Genomic DNA, 19892 nt, shown 5'->3' on the forward strand with positions numbered 1-19892 from the left:
CTTGCTACTCAAAGGAATACTCCTGACGAGGAGTATTCATATTACTGGCTGTGTTTCGGCACGCTGTTGAGTTCTCAAAGAACACGCGCTCACCGGATCCCAACTCCGTTTCCGGAGTTTTTCACTCGGGGCTTGTGTTGCTGAAGCTTATTTGATGTTTCTCGCCGGTGTCAAATCCGCCCCTGAGAGGCTCTTTGTTCTTCCGGCTTCTGCCAGGCCCGTTCCGGCTTGTTTTCCGGCCCGTGTCGCTCTGACTTGGAGAACATTACACGGGGGTGTTTCGATCTCCAAATCGGGGGGTCACCTAAGCCTCGGAACCACCGCTGACCTGCAGGTTCTCCACTAGGAAGACCGGATGCCGCGACGCCTCCGCCTCGAACGCCGAGACAGGGTCGCCGACGCGTGCGTCGAAGAACGGCCTGGTCACCGGCTCCTTCCGCACGTAAGCCGCCAGCACCGGCGCCGCGACGGCCGCGGAAACCTCCGTCAAACGAACCTGACGTGACCTGCGTCCCGTTCGCACGACCGCTGTGCCGGCCGCCCGTGCGTTGCGCACCCAGTCACGAACCCCGTACGGCGCGACGAACCACTCCTGCCCGTCGTGGCGCATCAGGCGGATGGGGATCGTGCGCTCCAAGCCGCTGCGGCGCCCACGGATCGTCAGCAGCACGTAGTGAGAAGGCGCGATGCCCAGCGAGACGGCGCGTGCGATCACGACGTTGCCGACGCGGCGGATGAGGGTCGATCGGTAGGTCTTGGCCACGGCGTCAATCATGGACCTCGTGTTCGACGTGCTCGTGATCGGCGGCGGCCCGGCAGGCCGCGCCCTGGCCCGCGCCTGCGCACGGGAAGGCCTCGACACCGCGATCGTCGACCGCCATCCCCATCACCTCTACACGGCGACATATGGCGCGTGGGCTGATGAGCTCCCACCACACACACCGACGAAGGCCGTCAGCACGACAGTTCGCGCCTACGCGCGCGAGGAGCACCTGATCCAGCGCACCTACGTGGTCCTCGACAACGCTCATCTGCACGAACTGCCCGAAGCTGTCACCGTGCTGCAACGCCCCGCACCGGCGCGCTACACGTTCAACGCCACAGGCGCGCGCAAGGGCCGTGCGGAGCAGACGGCGGTGGGCACTGTCATCGAGTCGGACGACACCGATACAACGCTGATGGACTGGCGCAACGGCGACACGTTCCTCTACCGGGTCCCGCTCGGCGGCGGTGAAGTCCTCGTCGAGGAGACCTGTCTGGCCCGTCGCCCCGGCATGCCGCTCAGCGAGCTCAGAAGCAGGCTGCACACACGGCTCGAACCGGGCCGACGAGAGGAACGGGTCCGGTTCCCTCTGGACGCACCGCGCGACAAAGGTCTGGCGTTCGGCGCGTCGGCGGGCTTCATCCACCCGGCGACCGGCTACAGCGTGGCCACCTCGCTGCAGCTCGCGCCGAAGGTCGCGCAGGCCGTCAAGGCGGGCGAGAACCCGGCACGCGTCATCTGGTCGAGAAGGGCGCGGGTGGTCCACGGGCTCCGGCGACTGGGCCTGGAAGCACTGCTGAGAATGGACGCCGACGAGAGCAGGGACTTCTTCGAACTGTTCTTCCGGCTGCCCGCTGACCTGCAGAAAGCCTATCTCTCGGGCCGGGAGGACGTCCGCGGGACGACAGCGGCGATGTCCGCCCTGTTCGCCTCGGCGCCACGTCACCTCAAGTGGAAGCTGCTGACCGACCGTGGCGCACCGGCGCCAAAGTGGTGAATTCCCGGTTAACCCGTCTAGCGCGGAGTCATTCGCACCTGCACGATTTGAGACGTGCCCGCATTGCTGGATGACGTCAGGTTCGCCTTCCAGCCGCTGTTCAACCTCAACACCGGCGGCGTTGTCGCGGTAGAGGCGCTGGCCCGCCCCCACGACGGAACTGTGCAGGACCTTCTGCAGGCCGCGTTCCAGGCTCGGCTGCTCAGCAACGCCGACGTCGGTCTCGCCTGTCGCGCGGTCCGCGCGGCGGCCGACTTCGACCTGCTGCTGCCGTTGCACGTGAACCTGCTCGCACTCACCGTGGCCGACAAACCGGAGATCATGTCGCCGCTGCACGGCGCGCTCCGCGAGGTCGGCAGGACGCCGTCGAGCGTCGTGATCGAGGTCGGCGAGCCGTACTCGCGGGCCGGCCGCGCCAGGCTCGCCAGAGGCCTCAAGACCTTGCGGGACAACGGTTTCCGCATCGCGCTCGACTGCGTGGGCGAGGGCGACGTGCCGCTCGGCCTGCTGACCAGCGCCGCACCGGACTTCATCAAGCTCGACCGCGAGATCGTCCGCACGTTGCCGGACGACGCCGCGCGTGGCGCGCTGGTGCGGTCGTTGGTGCACCTCGGCGAGTACACCGGCGGCCAGGTCGTGGCCGAAGGTGTGGAGACCGAGGCGGAGCTGACGTACCTGCGCAAGCTGGGAGTCGGGCACGCGCAGGGCAACCTGCTCGCGCCACCGCAGCGAAGACCGGCGGTGAACGCCCGCATCGCGCCGGAAGCCGTCACGGAGACCGGCGAGATCCGCCGCGGCAACACCGGCCCCAGGGTCACGGACTTCCTGCACCCCGCCACCACGCTGCCCGAGCACGCCACCAGCGAGGAGGTCCGCGAGGTGCTCGCCTCGCAGCCGTCCGTCACCGGTGTGGTGCTCGTCGACGACGAGGGCCGCCCGAAGTGGTCGGTGGACCGCAACCGGTTCCTGCTCGCGGTCACCGGGCCGTACGGACACGCCCTGCACGCCAAGCGCGAGGCGGCACGGCTCGCGGACAAGCCGCACCTCATCGGCACCGAGTCGTCGGCGCTCGACCTGCTCGACGTGGTCGCCCATGCGAACCGTGAGCGCACCAACGACGACCTCATCGTCGTGGACCACAACGAGCGGTGCATGGGTGTTGTGCGCGTTGCGGATGTCGTGCGCGGTGTCGCGGAGCTCAAGGTGGAGCAGGCGGCCGCGCTCAGCCCGCTCACCCGCCTGCCCGGCAGCGACGCGATCGCGAAGGAGGTCGACCGGCGCATCGGGACCGGCGAGATCTTCGCGGTCTGCTGGCTGGACGTGGACGGCTTCAAGCTGGTCAACGACACGGTCGGGTTCGCGGCCGGGGACGACCTGATCCGCGAGATCGGGCACGACCTGGCGGAGCTCGCGCACGCGTTCCCCGGCGTGCAGGTGGGGCACGTCGGCGGTGACGACTTCCTGATCCTCGCCGGGCTCGACGAGACGGTGCCGCTGAGTGCCCGTTTGCTCGACAAGCCGTACACGGCGGAGGGACGACACGTCACCCTCTCTCTTGCGACCCTTATCTGTGCTGCGGGGTCAGTGGGGTCGTATCGCGAGGTGTCGCGATTGCTGGCACCGGTCAAGGAGCACGCGAAGTCGCTCGCCGGGTCGAGCTGGGTCATGGGAAGGCCGGGCAGCGAGCGACGCGACGTGCTGCGCGGTGCCGAGCAACGTGCGGTGAGCTGAGAAGTACAACCGAACGCCTCCTGTGCGACGACCTGATCACTCATAGCATCGAGGTCGCTACTCAGCGCACAGGAGGTTCGGCGTGCAGGTCGGCAGCAGAACTCAATCGGTACCCGCACAACGCACGAGCGCGGACGGCCTCCTCACCGTTGGGGTGGAAGAAGAATTCGTTCTCGTCGAAGCCTCCACGGGCCACCTGGCCAACCGCGCCACCGAGGTGCTCGCCGGCGCCGACCGCTACCAGGTCGACCTGCAGCAGGAAATCGCGCAGTACCAGGTGGAATCGGCCAGCGGCATCTGCACGGACATGGGCGAGCTGCGCGACGAGCTGGCCGTCGCGCGCCGGGCGTTGATCGAACGGGCGGCGCGGCACGACGCGCGGCTCGCCGCGACCGGAACCCCCGTGCTGGGCCTGACGATGCCCACGCCGTTGACGAACTCCCCGCGCTACCACCGGATGGCGCAGGAGATGGGCGCGCTCACCAACGACCTCGCGATCTGCGGCTGTCACGTGCACGTGGGGCTGCCCGACGACGAGTCGAAGATCTTCGTGAGCAACCACCTGCGGCCGTGGCTGCCGACGTTGCTGGCGCTCGGGGCGAACTCGCCCTACTGGCTCGACGCCGACACGGGCTACGCGAGCTGGCGTTACGTGGTCTGGAACCGTTGGCCCACTTCGGGTGCGCCGCCGCACTTCGACTCCGCGGCCGAGTACTACGCGGCCAGGGAGGAGATCGTCGCGAGCGGCGCGGCGATGGACGCGGGGATGCTCTACTGGGACGTCCGGTTGTCCGCCCGCCACCCCACGCTGGAACTCCGCGTGTCCGACGTCGCGCCGACGGTCGAGGAAGCCGTCCTGATGGCCGCCCTGGTGCGCGGGATCGCCGCCACCGCACTGGCTTCCCGCACCGCGCCCGCACCGGTCCCGCCGCACCTGCTGAAGGTCGCCATGTGGCGTGCCGCGCGCGATGGCCTGGAGGGCTTCGGGATCGACCCGGTGACGGGTGCGCCGACACCCGCGTCGACGATCGCGGCGTCGTTGCTGCGGTGGATCCGGCCGGCGCTGGAGTTCTCCGGCGACTACGAGATGGTGAGCGACGGCATCGACCGGTTGCTGCTCGACGGCACGGGCGCGGCACGCCAGCGGAGGGCGTTCGCGCGCCGCGGCCGGCTCGACGACGTCGTGGGATTCCTGGTCGCGCAGACTGCTCCGGTCTGAGAACACGGAAATCCTTCGAGTGATGTTCACTCGATCGGGTACATCTCGCGTCTGCTTGGTGTGCGTCCAAGCCCAAATCCGGTAGTTAGTCCCCGTGGCCACCCCCATCTGGGCACCGGGAGTGAACGGTCCGGAGAAACCCAACACCGCGCGCGTCAGGGACTACTGGCTCGGCGGCACCCACAACACGGAGGCCGACCAGGAACTGGCGGCCCACCTCGTGTCCGCGGCACCGCACCTGCCGTACCTGTGCCGCACGCACCGCTCGTTCCTGGGCCGGATCGTCAGCAGGCTGACCGCGCTGGGGATCCGGCAGTTCCTCGACCTGGGCTCCGGCCTGCCCACCGCCGACAACGTGCACCTCGTCGCGCCCGACGCCCGCGTGGTGTACGTGGAGATCGACCCGGCGGTGGCGAGCGAGGGCCGCGCGATCGTCGCGGGCGACCCGCGGGTCTCGTACCTGTGCGCGGATCTCTGCGAGCCGGAGAAGGTGCTGGACTCGGCGGAGGTCCGCGGCACGCTGGACCTGTCCGAGCCGGTCGCCGTGCTGGTCCTGGACGTGCTGCACTTCGTGCCCGACTCCGCGGAGCCGCACAAGGTGCTGGCCCAGTACATGGACGCGTTGGCGCCCGGCAGCTACCTCGGGCTCTCGCACACCTGCCGCGACCCGTTCATGTTGGCCGCGGTGGGGCTTTTCGGTGCCATGTACGAGGATCAGCCGCTGCCGACGTTCACGTTCCGGTACCCGGAGCAGGTCGTGCAGTTCTTCGACGGCATGGAGATCCTGGCGCCGGGCGTGGTGCCGATCCCGTTGTGGGAACCGGATCCCGACGAGATCCAGGACCGCAACCCGGAGCACTTCCAGGGCTGCGGCGGCCTCGCCCGCAAGGTCTAGGCGAGCAACGGGATCGCGGCCAGCACGACCGTCGACGTCACCGCCATCGACATGCCGTAACGCAGCTGCTGCCGAGCCGTCGGCAGGTCGCGCGCGAGCAGGAACGCCGAGCACGCCGCGACGCCCACCGCGGCCCAGACCACCCCGAACCTGAACCACAGCCCACCGCCGACCAGCAGCAGCCCGCCGAGGGTCAGCTGCGTGGTCGCGTTGACCGCATGCGTTGTGCCGTAAACGACCGCGGGAGTCTTGGAGCCGACGCGCGCGTCACCCGCGCGGTCGGGAACGGCCCACCACAACGCCCTGCCGGTCGCGAGCGCCGCGACACCGGAGAACACCAGCCACACCGCCGGGTCGGCCTGTCCCCCGGCCGCCGCGTAGGCGGTCACGCTCGGCAACAACCCCGCGGCGATCGCCAGCACCACCGGCCCGGAGTAGCCGCGGCGCTTCAACCTGATCGGTTCGAGGTTGTAGGCCAGGTACAGCACCAGGATCAGCCCGACGCCGACCGCCACCCGCCACGACACGGCGATCGCCAGCGCCTCGGCGAAGATCATCTCGAAGATCGCCAGCGCGAGGACCCTGTCCGCGCCGATCTCCTGCACCGCCTGCGCCAGATGGCGTTTCTCCGCGGTGTGGATGTCGTTGCGGACGTCGGCGTAGGCGTTGAGCGGGTTGCCGGAGATGATCGCGACGAAGTTGGCGAGCACCGCGATCACCACGGCGAGGTCGAACCTCGTTGCGTAGCAGGCACCCCAGGCCGCGCAGCACGCGTAGTGCATGCCGAAGGGGTGTTCCAGTCGGTGCAGGTGGGTCAGCGCCGGCAAGTGGCCACCATCGCGAGGCTCGGCGGCGGCGCCATCGCGGCGCCCCGCAACTGGGGTGTGCAGGTCGTGGCGTTGAGGCGGATGCGCCGGTGCCGCAGCAGGGCGGTGACGATCAGCCGGATCTCCAGCAACGCCAGGTCTTTTCCCGGACAGTGGCGCACTCCCCCGCCGAACGGGAAGAACGCGCCCGGTGGTGGTTGCTCGCGGGCCGGGTCGAACGTGTGCGGGTGCGCGTAGGTCGCGGCACGGCGGTGCGCGAGGTAGATGCTCGGCGTGAGCACCATGCCCTCGGCGCTCATCCGGTTGCCGGCCAGCGTCGCCGGCGGGGACAGCCGCAGCGACTCCGTGATCGTCGCGTCGAGCAGGTCGGGGTCGTCGAGGACCTCGTCCGCGAGGCCAGGGGTGCGGTCGATCCAGAACACCGTCCACGCGGTCGCGCTCGCGGTCGTCTCGTGGCCGGCGAAGAGCAACGAGACGACCTGGTCGCGCAGGTCCTCCGGCGGCAGGCAGGCCGCCAGGGCGGGTGGTGGCGCGGTGGTGGCGCGGTGCAGCAGCATCCGGTCGAGGTGCGGGTCGAACCTCGTCGTGCCGGGCGTGAGGTAGCGGTGCGCGAGAGTGCGGACGCGGCTGCCGAGGCGGCGGTCCAGCCAGCGGGTGAACGCGCCGAGCAGCTCCTCGTCGTCGACGCCGAAGACGATGCGGCCGATGATCCTCAGCGTGAGCCCGCGCGTCCACTGGGCGAGCCCGACCGGGTCGCCGCTCGGCAGCTCGGCGATCGAGCGTTCGACCATCTCGTCGATGAGCTCGCGGTAGCGGTTGCCGCGCAACATCGGTGCGAGTGTGCGGCGGTACGCGGTGTGCTCGTCGCCGTCGAGCCAGAGCACGGAACGGTTGCCCAGCAACGGGCTCAGCGTGCGGCTCGGCGGGTGGCGCAGGTCGCGGTCGTGGCGGAACAACGCGGCCATCACGTCCGGGTGCCAGACGAGCCAGCGGCGGTCGGAGAGCTTCACCAGGCCGTCCTCGAAGTCCTCCACCGAGTCCAGGAACGGGAGCAGGTGCAGCGCGAACCTCAGCTCGGTGCGGTTCATCGGCACACCGCGCACGCGAGGTGCATCGCCGCCATGCCTTCCGCCTGCACGATTCGCGTCGGCGTGTAGAGGTCCTTGTCGTGCCACAGCGGTGGATGCGGCCGGTCGCCCCACTCGTGCAGGAACCGCGCGCCGCGGGTCATGGCTTCGCCGACGTCTCGCGTCGAATGGGACAGAATCCTGATGGCGTAGGCGGTTTCCTCGTAGGTGCCGGTCCATCTGCCCCACGAGCCGTCGCTTCGCTGCGTCCCCAGCACCCAGTCGACCGCCTTTTCGTTGCCCCGCAGGGCGTTCGTCACGCACGCGGTCGCGTAGTAGGGCGAGGCGTGCCACTTGTCCCGCCAGCAGCCTTCCGGTTGCTGCATGTCGCGCAGCCACTCCTCCAGTCGCCGGTCTTCGCCGAGTGCCTGCAGCGCGTGGGCGTTCGTGCTGGTGGACGGGGTGCGCTCGTTCGGGAAGCAGGCGAAGTGGCGGGCTTCCCGGTAGCGGCCCAGCGCCTCGGTCGGCCTCGGGCTGTCGCACAACGCGAGCGCGTGCAGTGCGGTGGCGGTGTCGTCGGCGTCGGCGGGAAGCCCTGGACCGCCGGCCGCGCCTTCCTCGGTGAACGCGGCTCTGATCCGCTCGGGCATCGGGTCGGGGACGTCGAGGCCCGCGGACCTCAGCGCGACGATGATCCAGGAACGTTCGAACAGCGGGACCGGAACGCCGGCGGGGACGGGACCGCCGTGTCTGCTTTGGACGGTCTCCAGGTAGTCGAGGCTCGCGCCTCTTCGCGGCCTCTGCAGCCAGACGGCGGTGGCGGCGGGACTGGCCGCGACGATGCCGTTGACGGCTCTGACCTCGGGACGGGGACCGAAGATCTCCAGGGTGTGCCACAGCTTGTCCGGGAGCGGCCGCTGTCTCAGCGCGTGCAACGGGCGCGGGTCGAGCGGGGTGCGCAGCCCGAGTCTCTCGGCGAGCGCGGGCACGATGAGCTCGACGGCGACGGTGTCCGGCAGCTTCAGCGGACGGCTCAACAGCTTGCGGAGTGCCTCCAGACCTCTGCGCGCCGCCGGGTGATCTCCGAGCGCGTCGACCGCGCTGAGCGTCGGGACCAGCGCGTACTCACCCGGCCCTCCCCACGTGCCGTCGGGGTGCTGGGTGTCGATGAGGAAGCGGATCCGGGCGTCGTGCCCGGTGAGCCACGGTGCCAGCGCGACGAGTCTGCCGGTCTCGTACACGGAGGGTGTAACACCGCTCCAAGGATCGTCGGTCAGTTGCGCTAACAGGCTCATCACGGCCCCCGTAGATAGCAACTGCGTAACCTCAGGGCCACAGAGAGTAGCACTCTGGACCGTTGAGCCCGCAAGGGTTTAGGCCGTTCAGCGGACCACCCTGCAGAGTGGTTTAGCCGAGCGGATGCTGTGGGACGGGAGGTGTGTTGTGACGACAGCGCGCGAGATCATGCACCCCGGAGTGCAGTGCGTGGACGAGGACGCGAGCCTCGTCGAGGCCGCTCGGATGATGCGCGACCTCAACGTCGGCTCCCTGCCGATCTGCGGCAGGGACGACCGGTTGCACGGGATCATCACCGACCGCGACATCGTGGTCAGGGCGGTCGCCGCGGGCATGGACCTGGCCACGACCAGAGCCGGCGAGTTCGGCGGCCACGTGCACTGGGTCGACGCTTCGGACTCCCTGGCCCACGTGTTGGAGACCATGGGAGACAACCAGATCCGGCGGCTGCCGGTGATCGAGAACCACCGGTTGGTCGGCATGGTGTCGGAGGCGGATCTGGCCCGGCACCTGCCGGAGGAGCAGCTGGCGGCGTTCGTGGAACGGGTCTACGCCTGACGGCCGTGTTCCAGGTAGCGGGTCTCGCCTGACTCCCTGGCTCGCAGCGCCTGGTCAACGCGCCGGGCGAGTCTGGGGATCAGGCGGGACTGAGCCTGGTCCGGGGTCACGAACTCGCACGACCTGAGCTCGGCCGCCTGGAGGCGGATCGCGGCCGGGTCGGTGATCAGACCGCCCTCGAAGACGAACAGGACGCGGTCGTCGTCGTTGTCGGGCGCCCAGTCGACGACCAGGAGCCTGCCCGGCTGTCGTTGCAGGCCGAGCTCTTCCTCGACTTCGCGCCTGCAGGCCTGCACCGGGGTCTCACCGTGCTCGATGACGCCGCCTGGGATGTCCCAGTTCGGCTTGTAGGTGGGTTCGACGAGCAGGAGACGGCCTGCGTCGTCGAAGAAGAGGCGCCGGCCGCGGAGATCGGTCTGCTGCGGTGATCCACAGCTCACCTTCGCACGGACCTCAGGTCCAGGGGGCGAAGTAGCGGTGGCCTCCGCAGCTCGTCCGGGAGGTGTCGACGAGGCAGACCCGGACCTCGATGTTCTGCGGTCGCCTGATGGGCGACGGCCCCGAGCTGAACGGTTCCGCGTCATCGCAGCGACGCGGCGGCGACGACTTCCACGGTTCGTCCATGAGGCTGTACTCGAGCATGATGTCGAGCCGCGACCCGCCGCAGTTCGAGCGCAGGTCACCGGTGACCTTGTAGGTGTCGTCCGACATGCGCCACACGGCGCCCTTGAACGTCACGTTCTGCCCGTCCGGCCGGTGCTCGGTGGAGAACTCGATGAGCCGCTCGACCTTCGGCCCGGCGTGGGTGGGCACGTCGCAGAGCATCAGGGCGATCGTCACCAGAAGTGTTGTGAGAGTCCGCATGTGCTCGGACGTTAGAAACCAAACGGGCAACCCGCTCGGTCCAGCGAACGCCCTTCACCCGAAGGTGGCGTGGTCGTCCCGCCAGGACTTGAACCTGGGACCTGCCGCGTATCAGACGGACGCTCTCTCCAGCTGAGCTACGGGACGGAGTGGAAGACGAGGGTGTCGAACCCTCCAGGGCGATCTTGCAAGGATCACCTGCGCGCCGGCGCGTCCCCCTTCGATGTTCAGTTGTCGAGTGCCCTCACCAGGATTCGAACCTGGACTGGACGCGTTCTGAGCGCGTTGCCTCTCCCGTTGGGCTACGAGGGCGTGCGGATCCGGGGAGTCGAACCCCGACTGTCATGGCCCTCAACCATGTGCCTCTACCAGTTGGGCTAGATCCGCTTCTTGCGTGCGATATTCAGTCGTGCGGCACCGACGGAAGGAGTCGAACCCTCGGGAAACGGGTTTGGAATCCGTTCCGCTTCCGAAGCTCGTCGGCATTCTCGGGTAGGGCAAAAGAAAAGCCGCCTGGGAATGTCCCCTGGCGGCTCCGAGGTCTTGACCTGCTACGAGGTCATGGCCTGGAACCCCACGCCAGCGCCAGCAGGCAACCGGCGAGGAAGGCGCGAATTCGCCATCCCGCGAGCTGAACCTTGGCAAGCATGTCGTCCTCCGTGTTGATCTCTGTCCGTCTTGCTGCGATCAAGTTATGCGAGCCGCACGAGCGGTCGCAACGCATTTATTCGCGCTCCCAGATAGTGGGTCAGAAGACCGGCTCACAAACATGTTTCCACTGCGAGCTTCCGCACACCGGGCAGTCCGCGCCGAACTTCACGCACCGTTCGAGCCCGCTCGCCCGTGCCGCCACAAAGCGCTCGTACGGCTCACGGGCAACGCGGCTGCCGTCGGTCACCATGCGCGGGATGGCCCAGCTGGACCACGCGTCAGCGGCCACGCGCTCGATCTGGGCTTCCTCGATCGACTTCCGCCCGCAGGCCGTGCACGAGCGCTGGTCCAGCCTCGGCGCGCCGAGGGTGAAGACACCGGCGACCTGCAGGAAGCGGTCCGGGGTCTGTTCGGCGGCCGCCGCCGTCGCCGCGGTGAGGTGGCTCAGCTGCTCGATCGACGTCGCCACCCAGGGGTCGCGGACGAGGGCGCGGTCGTTGAAGGAGCCCATGCCGCCGAAGGCGCCGCGGTGGTGGTCGGTGCGCCGGTGCGCCCGCCAGGTCGCGAGGTCCTCGCGCATCCACGTCTGCCAGTGCGTGTCGCCTGCTTCGCCCAGTGCGTCGACCAGCGCGGCGAGCGCGCGCTCGTACAGCTCGCTCGCCAGGCCCGCGGCGGTGGCCAGCACCGGCGGCGTGTCGTTCGCCATCTGAGCAATATCGCGCAGTGGTGCCGAGACGACAAACGGCGCGCACCCCGAGGGGTGCGCGCCGTTGTGAGCCTGGAGTGCTCAGACGGTGAAGCCCAACGCGCGCAACTGCTCGCGGCCGTCGTCGGTGATCTTCTCCGGGCCCCACGGCGGCATCCACACCCAGTTGATGCGGAAGTCGCTCACGAGACCGCCTCCCGCACCGCCGGTCAGGGCCGCGCGGGTCTGGTCCTCGATGACGTCGGTCAGCGGGCAGGCCGCGGACGTCAGCGTCATGTCGATGGTGGCGATGTTCTCCTCGTCGATGCGGATGTCGTAGACGAGGCCCAGATCGACGACGTTGATGCCGAGCTCCGGGTCGACGACGTCGCGCATGGCCTCTTCCACGTCGTCCAGCGCGGCGACGTCGGCCTTCGGCTCGAAGACCGGCATGCCCTCGGCTCCCCGGACGACCTCTTCAGAACCGGTGCTCATGCTGCTCCCTGGCTTCGTGCTACTGCGTCCTTGAACGCCATCCAGCCCAGCAGCGCGCACTTCACGCGTGCCGGGTACTTCGCGACGCCGGCGAAGGCGATGCCGTCCTCCAGGACGTCCTCGTCGGGCTCCACCTGGCCGCGGCCCTGCATCAGCTCGACGAACGCGTCCATCTTCTTGAACGCCTCGCCCACCGGCTTACCCACGACGAGGTCGGTCAACACCGACGTCGACGCCTGGCTGATCGAGCAGCCCTGGCCGTCGTACGAGACGTCCTGCACCACGTCGTCGACGACGTGCACGCGCAACGTCACCTCGTCACCGCAGGTCGGGTTGACCTGGAACGACTCCGCGTCGTACGGGTCGCGCAGGCCTCGGCCGTGCGGGTTCTTGTAGTGGTCCAGGATGATCTCCTGGTACATCTGCTGCAGCTGCATCAGGCCACCCCGAAGAACTTCTGCGCCTCGCGGACACCGTCCACCAGCGCGTCGACCTCGTCGAGCGTGTTGTACAGGTAGAACGACGCGCGGACGCTGGACTGGGCGTTCAGGCAGCGGTGCAGCGGCCACGCGCAGTGGTGGCCGACGCGGACCGCGATGCCCAGGCTGTCGAGCACCTGGCCGGCGTCGTGCGGGTGGACGCCCTCGATCTCGAACGGCACGGCGCCGCCCCGGTCGACCGCGTCCCGCGGGCCGATCAGCCGGACGCCCTTGATGCCGGAAAGACCTTCCAGCGCGGCAACGGTCAGCGCGTGCTCGTGCGCGTGGATGCGCTCCATGCCGACGACGCTCAGGTAGTCCACCGCGGCACCCAGACCGACGGCCTGGGACGTCATCGGCGAACCGGCCTCGAACCGCTGCGGCGGCGGCGCGAACGTCGAGCCCTCCATCTTCACCAGCTCGATCATCGAGCCGCCGGTGATGAAGGGAGGCAACGCTTCCAGCAGCTCACGACGTCCGTAGAGGACACCGATGCCGGACGGGCCGAGCATCTTGTGGCCGGAGAACGACGCGAAGTCCACGCCCAGCCGGTGGAAGTCCACCGGGCCGTGCGGCACGGACTGGCACGCGTCCAGCACGGTCAGCGCGCCGACCTTCTGCGCCGCGGCGACGAGCACGTCGACCGGGTTGATCACGCCGGTCACGTTCGACTGGTGCGTGAACGCCACGACCTTCGTCCGAGCAGTGATCACGCTGTCCACATCGGACAGGTCGAGACGACCGTCCGGGGTCAGCTTGAACCACTTCAGCGTCGCGCCGGTGCGCTGCGCGAGCTGCTGCCACGGCACGAGGTTCGCGTGGTGCTCCATCTCGGTCACGACGATCTCGTCGCCGGGACCGATGACGAAGCGCGCGGCCTCGGGACCCGAGGTCGCGGCGTTGCCCATCGCGTACGCCACGAGGTTGAAGCCCTCGGTGGCGTTCTTGGTGAAGACCAGCTCGCCGAAGTCGGCGCCGACGAAGTCCGCGATGCGCTGACGCGCACCCTCGTACGCGTCGGTCGCCTCTTCGGCCAGCTGGTGGGCGCCCCTGTGCACAGCCGCGTTGTGCTGCTGCAGGAACGCCTTCTCCGCGTCCAGAACCTGCGTCGGGCGTTGCGAGGTGGCGCCGGAGTCCAGGTAGACCAGGCGCTTCCCGTCACGAACGGTGCGAGACAGGATCGGGAAGTCCGCCCTCAGAGCGGTTACGTCCAGTGGTGCTGCGGTGGTGGTCACAGCGCCTCCTCTCAACACCTGCAACGTCAGGAAAGGGCTGCTGCTTCCGACTTCCCGGTGTACTTCACGTAACCCTCGGACTCGAGCACGTCGGCGAGCTCCGGACCGCCGGACTCGACGATGCGGCCGTTCGCGAACACGTGCACGAAGTCGGGCGAGATGTACTTGAGGATCCGGGTGTAGTGCGTGATCAGCATGACGCCGACCTCGCCGTTCGCCTTGTAGCGGTTGACGCCCTCGGACACGACGCGCAGCGCGTCGACGTCCAGGCCCGAGTCGGTCTCGTCGAGGATCGCGATCTTCGGCTGGAGCAGGCCCAGCTGCAGGATCTCGTGCCGCTTCTTCTCACCGCCGGAGAAGCCCTCGTTCACCGAGCGCTCGGCGAACGCCGGGTCGATGTCGAGGTCGGCCATCGCGCCCTTGACCTCCTTCACCCAGTGGCGGAGGTTCGGGGCCTCACCGCGCACGGCGGTGGCGGCGGTGCGCAGGAAGTTCGACATCGAGACGCCAGGCACCTCGACCGGGTACTGCATCGCGAGGAACAGGCCCGCGCGAGCGCGCTCGTCGACGGACATCTCCAGCACGTCCTCGCCGTCGAGCGTGACCGAGCCCGAGGTGACCTCGTACTTCGGGTGCCCGGCGATCGCGTACGACAGCGTGGACTTGCCGGACCCGTTGGGGCCCATGATGGCGTGGGTCTCGCCCGCCTTGATCGTCAGGTCGACGCCCTTGAGGATCTCCTTGGGGGCGTCCTCGCTGACGACCGAGACGTGCAGGTCCTTGATCTCAAGCGTGGCCATGGCTAGCAACTTCTCCTGGTGGTCCAACTGAAGTCAGTTCGTGGTGACGGTGACGTCGACGAAGACGTCGCCGTCACGGATGTCGACGGCGTAGACGTCGACCGGTTCGGTGGCGGGCAGCGAGGAGGGCTTGCCGGTCTCCAGGTCGAAGCACGACCCGTGCAACCAGCACTCGATCCCCTTGCGGGAGACCTCGCCCTCGCTCAGCGACACCGCCGCGTGTGAGCATTCGTCCGCGAGCGCGTGCACCCGCTCGCCCTTGCGCACCAGCACGATGCCGACGTCGTCGACGCTGGCGGCGAAGGGCTTGCGTTCGTCCAGTTCGGACAGTGCGCACACGCGAATCACGCCCCGACCGCCTCGAGCTCTGCCTCGATGGCGGCCTCGAGGCGCTCGCGCACCTCGGGAACGGCGATCTTCGCGATCAGCTCCTGGAAGAAGCCGCGCACGACGAGACGCCGTGCCTGCTCCTCCGGGATGCCGCGCGCCTGCAGGTAGAACAGCTGCTCGTCGTCGAACCGGCCGGTGGCGCTGGCGTGGCCCGCACCCTCGATCTCGCCGGTCTCGATCTCCAGGTTCGGCACCGAGTCGGCGCGCGCGCCGTCGGTGAGCACCAGGTTGCGGTTGAGCTCGAACGTCTCGGTGCCCTCGGCCGCCACGCGGATCAGCACGTCGCCGATCCACACGGTGTGCGCGCCCTCGCCCTGCAGCGCGCCCTTGTAGACCACGTTGCTGCGGCAGTTCGGCTGCGAGTGGTCGATGAACGGACGGTGCTCCTGGTGCTGACCCGCGTCCGCGAAGTACAGGCCCAGCAGCTCGGCGTCGCCGCCCTTGCCCGCGTACTGCACGACCGGCGTGATGCGCACGGCGTCGCCGCCCAGCGTCACGACCGTGTGCTTGATCGACGCGTCACGACCGAGCTTCACGTGGTGCTGCGAGACGTGCACGGCGTCGTCGGCCCAGTCGTGGATCGCGATCACCTGGAGGTGCGCGCCGTCCGCGACGAGGAACTCGACGTTCTCCGCGTACGCGCCGGAACCGCGGTAGTCCAGGACGACCGTGCCCTCGGCGAACTGCGACGCCTTGACCAGCAGGTGGCCGTAGGCGACCTGCTCGGCACCGGCACCCGTGACGGTGACGGTCGTGGGCTCGGACTTCGCGTCGCCCGGCAGCGTCACGACGGTGGCGTCGGAGAAGGACGAGTACGCCTGGGCCGCGATGCGGTCACCGGGCACACCGGCCTTGCCGAGGCGGTCGTCGTCACGACCGACCGTCTCGACGGTGACACCGGAAGCGGCGTTCACCTCAACGGCGGCCTTGCCGGTCGCCGCAGCGCCGCTGTGAAGGCCGGCGAGACGCTTGAGAGGAGTGAAGCGCCAGATCTCCTCACGGCCACCCGGCACCTCGAACGCGTTCACGTCGTAGGACGTGAAGTGCTCCGCGCGCGAGGCGACGGGAATGACAGCTCCGTGAGAGTGAGGTTGAGTCGACAGGGCGGCCATGTCAGCCGACGGCCCCTTCCATCTGCAGTTCGATCAGGCGGTTCAGTTCGAGGGCGTACTCCATGGGGAGCTCGCGCGCGATGGGCTCGACGAACCCGCGCACGATCATCGCCATGGCCTCGTCCTCGTTGAGGCCGCGCGACATCAGGTAGAACAGCTGGTCCTCGGAGACCTTCGAGACCGTGGCCTCGTGGCCCATCGCGACGTCGTCCTCCCGCACGTCGACGTACGGGTAGGTGTCCGACCGGCTGATCGTGTCGACCAGCAGCGCGTCGCACTTCACCGTCGACTTCGAGTGGTGCGCCCGCTTGTTGACCTGGACCAGGCCGCGGTAGGAGGTGCGGCCACCGCCGCGCGCCACCGACTTCGACACGATCGTCGAGGAGGTGTGCGGCGCCAGGTGGACCATCTTCGCGCCGGCGTCCTGGTGCTGGCCCTCGCCCGCGAACGCGATCGAGAGGACCTCGCCCTTGGCGTGCTCGCCCATCAGGAAGACGGCCGGGTACTTCATGGTCACCTTGGAACCGATGTTGCCGTCGATCCACTCCATGGTCGCGCCCTCTTCGGCCTTGGCGCGCTTGGTGACCAGGTTGTAGACGTTGTTCGACCAGTTCTGGATCGTCGTGTAGCGGCAGCGGCCGCCCTTCTTCACGATGATCTCGACGACGGCCGAGTGCAGCGAGTCGGACGAGTAGATCGGCGCGGTGCAGCCCTCGACGTAGTGCACGTAGGCACCCTCGTCGACGATGATCAGCGTGCGCTCGAACTGGCCCATGTTCTCGGTGTTGATCCGGAAGTAGGCCTGCAGCGGGATCTCGACGTGCACGCCCTTCGGCACGTAGATGAACGAGCCGCCGGACCACACCGCGGAGTTCAGCGCGGAGAACTTGTTGTCACCGGCCGGGATCACCGAGCCGAAGTACTCCTTGAACAGCTCCGGGTGCTCACGCAGACCCGAGTCCGTGTCGAGGAAGATGACGCCCTGCTCCTCGAGGTCCTCGCGGATCTTGTGGTAGACGACCTCGGACTCGTACTGGGCGGCGACACCGGCGACCAGGCGCTGCTTCTCCGCCTCCGGGATGCCCAGCCGGTCGTAGGTGTTCTTGATGTCCTCGGGCAGGTCCTCCCAGCTGGTGGCCTGCTTCTCCGTGGACCGCACGAAGTACTTGATCGAGTCGAAGTCGATCCCAGAGAGGTCGGCGCCCCAGTTCGGCATCGGCTTGAGGTCGAAGAGCTTGAGCGCCTTCAACCGGTACTCGAGCATCCACTCGGGCTCGTCCTTCTTCGCCGAGATGTCGCGGACGACGTCCTCGTTGAGGCCTCGGCGGGCGCTCGCGCCGGCAGTGTCCGAGTCGGCCCAGCCGAACTCGTAGTTGCCGAGAGACGCGATGGTCTCTTCCTGCGTGAGCGGAGACTGCACCGTGGTGGGCGTGCGCTGCTCGGCAGCGGCAGTCATGCGGGCTCCCCTCCATCATCTGGGCTGAGCTTTCCGGCGGAGCCGGGTTTGGGTGGTGAAACGTTCGGGATGTGCGTCGTGCAGACGGCATGGCCGCTTGCGATCGTCGCGAGGCGCTGCACGTGAGAACCGAGGAGATTCGCGAACGTCTCCGTCTCGGTCTCGCACAGCTGGGGGAACTCAGCCGCCACGTGGGCTACCGGGCAGTGGTGCTGGCACAACTGCTCGCCCACGCCGACGTGACGTGCCGACGCAGCGTAGCCCTCCCTGGTCAACGCGGCCGCAAGGGCCTTGGCCCGGTCAGCGGGTGTGGCATGGGCCACGATCGCCGTCCGGTGCCGGTCCACGAGCGCGTCGACACGACTCTGCGCGAACGCCCTGACCGCTTCCTCGCCGCCTGTCTGGGCGAGGAACCTGATCGCGGCGACCGCGAGGTCGTCGTAGGCGTGGCCGAACCGGGCGCGTCCGGCGTCAGTCAGCAGGAAGAGCTTCGCGGGACGGCCACGACCGCGTTGGGTCTGACGCGGAGCGTCCCTCGTGGTCGCCTCGCCGTCCGCGAGCAGTGCGTCGATGTGACGGCGCACGGCCGTGGGGCTGATGCCCAGTTCCTCGGCAACAGCTGCCGCGGTGACCGGACCCTGCTCCAACAGGAGCCTGGCGACAGCGCGCCGAGTCTTGCCGTCGTGCTGCTGCACGGCGTCAAGGTAGGTCTCGGCGTTTTTCACAACACCAGTGTTGCGTATTTAGCCGGAGGTCGCAAAGATCGCGGTCACAGGGTGACCTGACTCACGGCTGAACGTGGCTGGATACGCTGCCCGCATGCCCACTTCCGGCGGAGCCGTGACTCCGGAGAGCGACCTCTTGAACGGTCGAGAGCGTCGCCAGCTGGACATCGTCCGTCGTTGGGGCACCATCGGCGCGCTGCTGCTGACCGTCGGATCGCTCGGCGGTGGCGCCGCGCCCATCTACTCGCCGCTGTACGGCGTGCCCGTCCTCGGCCTTTTCTCGCGGATGCCTTCAGTCGCGATGGGGGTCGTCTGGACCGGCATCTTCATGATCGTGTCCGCCTGGCTGGCGCTCGGCCGGTTCGTGCGACCTGGGCGCGCGCGCCTGGTGTCACGCAGCCAGATGGACCGCACACTGCTGATGTGGACCGTACCGCTGGTCTTCTGCGTGCCGATGTTCTCGCGCGACGTGTATTCGTACTTGGCGCAGAGCGAGATCGCCGCACGCGGGCTGGACCCGTACGTTCTCGGACCGGCGAACGCCCTGGGCGTCGACCACGTCCTGACGCGCGGTGTGCCGAACATCTGGCGCGAGACCCCGGCCCCGTACGGACCGCTGTTCCTGGCGTTCGGCCGGTTCACCGCGATGGTGACCGGCGACCACGTGGTGTCCGGCGTGTTCGTGCACCGGCTGCTGGTGCTGTGCGGCCTGGCGATGATCGTGTGGGCGCTGCCGCGCCTGGCCGCCCGCTTCGGCGTGCCGCCCGTCGGCGCCCTGTGGCTGGGTGCGCTGAACCCGCTGGTGCTGTTCCACATCGTCATCGGCGTGCACAACGACGGCCTGGCCCTGGGCCTGATGCTGGTCGGCCTGGAACTCGCGATGCGCGGGCTCGAACCGTTGAAGTGGTCGTGGATCACCCTGGGCGCGGCGATCATCGTGTGCGGCGCGATGGTGAAGATCCCCGCGATGGCCGCGCTCGGGTTCCTCGGCGTGCTGGTGGCCCGCAAGCTCGGCGGTCAGCTCAAGCACCTGGCGCTGGTGGCCGGGGTGATGGCCGTGATCGCCGGAGTCGGCGTGGTGGCGATCTGCCTCGGCACGGGGTTCGGCTTCGGCTGGATCTCCACGCTGAACGTGGCGTCGACGGTGAAGTCGTGGATGTCGCCGCCGACCGCGCTCGGGTTCCTGGGCGCCGGCACCGGCATCATGCTGGGGCTGGGCAACCACACCGAATCGATGATCGCGCTGACGCGGCTGCTCGGGCAGGGCATCTCCGTGGTGATCACGATGGTGCTGCTGTGGCGCAGCTTCAAGGGGCGGATCAAGGCGATGAACGGACTCGGGGCGGCGCTGGGCGCGATCCTGGTGCTCGGGCCGGTGCTGCAACCCTGGTACGTGCTGTGGGCGGCGCTGCCGTTGGCCACCGCGGTCGTGGGGCCCAAGTTCCGGACGTTCGCGATGGTGACGTCGGCGGTCATCGCGGTGATCCTGCCGCCTACCGGGTCCGCCTTCGACGGGCGGGCTTACACGGTGCCGCAGGCCGTGGCCGGGGCGGTGATCACCTTCGCGGTGTGCGTGCTGATCGCCCGGAAGCGGGTCGGGCCGTTCCTGAAGTCCGATCCTGCTGCCTGATCGCTGACGGGGCCGGG

Annotated in this window: 21 protein-coding genes and 3 tRNA genes; 6 read left to right on the forward strand and 18 right to left on the reverse strand. The window is 68.7% G+C overall.

What is annotated here, in order from left to right:
- Window positions 1–304: 304 nt before the first annotated feature.
- On the reverse strand, window positions 305–763 hold the full coding sequence (locus ACWEIJ_RS30950) for a nitroreductase family deazaflavin-dependent oxidoreductase (RefSeq protein ID WP_449840782.1): 459 nt from the start codon (window positions 761–763) through the stop codon (window positions 305–307).
- A 10-nt stretch (window positions 764–773) separates the two neighbouring features.
- On the opposite strand from ACWEIJ_RS30950, the gene ACWEIJ_RS30955 reads away from it, so the two are divergent.
- From ACWEIJ_RS30955 to ACWEIJ_RS30970, 4 genes are all read left to right on the forward strand, one after another.
- Window positions 774–1760, forward strand: coding sequence for a lycopene cyclase family protein (locus ACWEIJ_RS30955; protein WP_449840783.1), 987 nt, complete (start codon window positions 774–776; stop codon window positions 1758–1760).
- Window positions 1761–1814: 54 nt separating this feature from the next.
- Window positions 1815–3491 carry an EAL domain-containing protein gene (locus ACWEIJ_RS30960; protein ID WP_449840784.1) on the forward strand — a complete coding sequence of 559 codons (1677 nt, stop codon included), beginning with the start codon at window positions 1815–1817 and terminating at the stop codon, window positions 3489–3491.
- A gap of 154 nt (window positions 3492–3645) precedes the next feature.
- Window positions 3646–4710, forward strand: a complete 1065-nt coding sequence (locus ACWEIJ_RS30965; protein ID WP_449840785.1) for a carboxylate-amine ligase — start codon at window positions 3646–3648, stop codon at window positions 4708–4710.
- Window positions 4711–4804: 94 nt separating this feature from the next.
- Window positions 4805–5605 (forward strand): SAM-dependent methyltransferase, encoded by an 801-nt coding sequence (locus tag ACWEIJ_RS30970; protein ID WP_449840786.1) that lies wholly within the window; start codon window positions 4805–4807, stop codon window positions 5603–5605.
- Here the strand turns inward: ACWEIJ_RS30970 and ACWEIJ_RS30975 are convergent.
- The 3 genes from ACWEIJ_RS30975 to ACWEIJ_RS30985 are packed head-to-tail and all read right to left on the reverse strand — an operon-like array spanning window position 5602 to window position 8740.
- Window positions 5602–6432, reverse strand: coding sequence for a UbiA prenyltransferase family protein (locus ACWEIJ_RS30975; RefSeq protein WP_449840787.1), 831 nt, complete (start codon window positions 6430–6432; stop codon window positions 5602–5604). The two genes, ACWEIJ_RS30970 and ACWEIJ_RS30975, sit on opposite strands and share 4 nt — an antisense overlap.
- Complete coding sequence (locus ACWEIJ_RS30980) at window positions 6420–7520, reverse strand: cytochrome P450 (protein ID WP_449840788.1); 1101 nt, start codon at window positions 7518–7520, stop codon at window positions 6420–6422. Before ACWEIJ_RS30980 ends, ACWEIJ_RS30975 begins: the two co-directional genes overlap by 13 nt.
- Window positions 7517–8740, reverse strand: a complete 1224-nt coding sequence (locus tag ACWEIJ_RS30985; protein ID WP_449840789.1) for a hypothetical protein — start codon at window positions 8738–8740, stop codon at window positions 7517–7519. The genes ACWEIJ_RS30980 and ACWEIJ_RS30985 overlap by 4 nt, the downstream gene beginning before the upstream one ends.
- A gap of 202 nt (window positions 8741–8942) precedes the next feature.
- Between ACWEIJ_RS30985 and ACWEIJ_RS30990 the strand changes: the two genes are divergently transcribed.
- Window positions 8943–9353: a CBS domain-containing protein gene (locus ACWEIJ_RS30990; protein ID WP_449840790.1), complete on the forward strand. Its 411-nt coding sequence runs from the start codon at window positions 8943–8945 to the stop codon at window positions 9351–9353.
- Here the strand turns inward: ACWEIJ_RS30990 and ACWEIJ_RS30995 are convergent.
- The 14 genes from ACWEIJ_RS30995 to ACWEIJ_RS31060 form a co-directional block, all read right to left on the reverse strand.
- Window positions 9344–9793 carry an NUDIX domain-containing protein gene (locus ACWEIJ_RS30995; RefSeq protein ID WP_449840791.1) on the reverse strand — a complete coding sequence of 150 codons (450 nt, stop codon included), beginning with the start codon at window positions 9791–9793 and terminating at the stop codon, window positions 9344–9346. The two genes, ACWEIJ_RS30990 and ACWEIJ_RS30995, sit on opposite strands and share 10 nt — an antisense overlap.
- A gap of 13 nt (window positions 9794–9806) precedes the next feature.
- Window positions 9807–10217 (reverse strand): hypothetical protein, encoded by a 411-nt coding sequence (locus ACWEIJ_RS31000; RefSeq protein WP_449840792.1) that lies wholly within the window; start codon window positions 10215–10217, stop codon window positions 9807–9809.
- Window positions 10218–10287: 70 nt separating this feature from the next.
- Window positions 10288–10364: transfer RNA gene (locus ACWEIJ_RS31005), tRNA-Ile, on the reverse strand.
- Window positions 10365–10456: 92 nt separating this feature from the next.
- Window positions 10457–10529: transfer RNA gene (locus ACWEIJ_RS31010), tRNA-Leu, on the reverse strand.
- 1 nt (window position 10530) lies between these two features.
- Window positions 10531–10604, reverse strand: a tRNA-Leu gene (locus ACWEIJ_RS31015).
- A 361-nt stretch (window positions 10605–10965) separates the two neighbouring features.
- Window positions 10966–11574 (reverse strand): DUF6966 domain-containing protein, encoded by a 609-nt coding sequence (locus ACWEIJ_RS31020; RefSeq protein WP_449840793.1) that lies wholly within the window; start codon window positions 11572–11574, stop codon window positions 10966–10968.
- An 81-nt stretch (window positions 11575–11655) separates the two neighbouring features.
- Window positions 11656–12048 carry a metal-sulfur cluster assembly factor gene (locus ACWEIJ_RS31025; protein WP_449840794.1) on the reverse strand — a complete coding sequence of 131 codons (393 nt, stop codon included), beginning with the start codon at window positions 12046–12048 and terminating at the stop codon, window positions 11656–11658.
- Window positions 12045–12485, reverse strand: coding sequence for a Fe-S cluster assembly sulfur transfer protein SufU (gene sufU / locus ACWEIJ_RS31030; protein ID WP_030470337.1), 441 nt, complete (start codon window positions 12483–12485; stop codon window positions 12045–12047). Before sufU ends, ACWEIJ_RS31025 begins: the two co-directional genes overlap by 4 nt.
- Window positions 12485–13762, reverse strand: a complete 1278-nt coding sequence (locus tag ACWEIJ_RS31035) for a cysteine desulfurase (protein WP_449840795.1) — start codon at window positions 13760–13762, stop codon at window positions 12485–12487. The genes sufU and ACWEIJ_RS31035 overlap by 1 nt, the downstream gene beginning before the upstream one ends.
- 26 nt (window positions 13763–13788) lie before the next feature.
- Complete coding sequence (gene sufC, locus ACWEIJ_RS31040) at window positions 13789–14562, reverse strand: Fe-S cluster assembly ATPase SufC (RefSeq protein ID WP_449840796.1); 774 nt, start codon at window positions 14560–14562, stop codon at window positions 13789–13791.
- A 33-nt stretch (window positions 14563–14595) separates the two neighbouring features.
- Window positions 14596–14910, reverse strand: coding sequence for a non-heme iron oxygenase ferredoxin subunit (locus ACWEIJ_RS31045; RefSeq protein WP_449840797.1), 315 nt, complete (start codon window positions 14908–14910; stop codon window positions 14596–14598).
- The gene (sufD, locus tag ACWEIJ_RS31050; protein WP_449840798.1) at window positions 14907–16064 is read right to left on the reverse strand and encodes a Fe-S cluster assembly protein SufD; all 1158 of its coding nucleotides are present in this window, start codon (window positions 16062–16064) and stop codon (window positions 14907–14909) included. The genes ACWEIJ_RS31045 and sufD overlap by 4 nt, the downstream gene beginning before the upstream one ends.
- A 1-nt stretch (window position 16065) precedes the next feature.
- The gene (sufB, locus tag ACWEIJ_RS31055; protein ID WP_189259062.1) at window positions 16066–17520 is read right to left on the reverse strand and encodes a Fe-S cluster assembly protein SufB; all 1455 of its coding nucleotides are present in this window, start codon (window positions 17518–17520) and stop codon (window positions 16066–16068) included.
- Window positions 17517–18215 (reverse strand): helix-turn-helix transcriptional regulator, encoded by a 699-nt coding sequence (locus ACWEIJ_RS31060; RefSeq protein ID WP_449840799.1) that lies wholly within the window; start codon window positions 18213–18215, stop codon window positions 17517–17519. The genes sufB and ACWEIJ_RS31060 overlap by 4 nt, the downstream gene beginning before the upstream one ends.
- 124 nt (window positions 18216–18339) lie before the next feature.
- Between ACWEIJ_RS31060 and mptB the strand changes: the two genes are divergently transcribed.
- Window positions 18340–19875, forward strand: coding sequence for a polyprenol phosphomannose-dependent alpha 1,6 mannosyltransferase MptB (gene mptB, locus ACWEIJ_RS31065; protein WP_449840800.1), 1536 nt, complete (start codon window positions 18340–18342; stop codon window positions 19873–19875).
- The last annotated feature ends 17 nt before the right edge of the window (window positions 19876–19892 follow it).

Source organism: Lentzea sp. NPDC004789, from assembly GCF_053601075.1.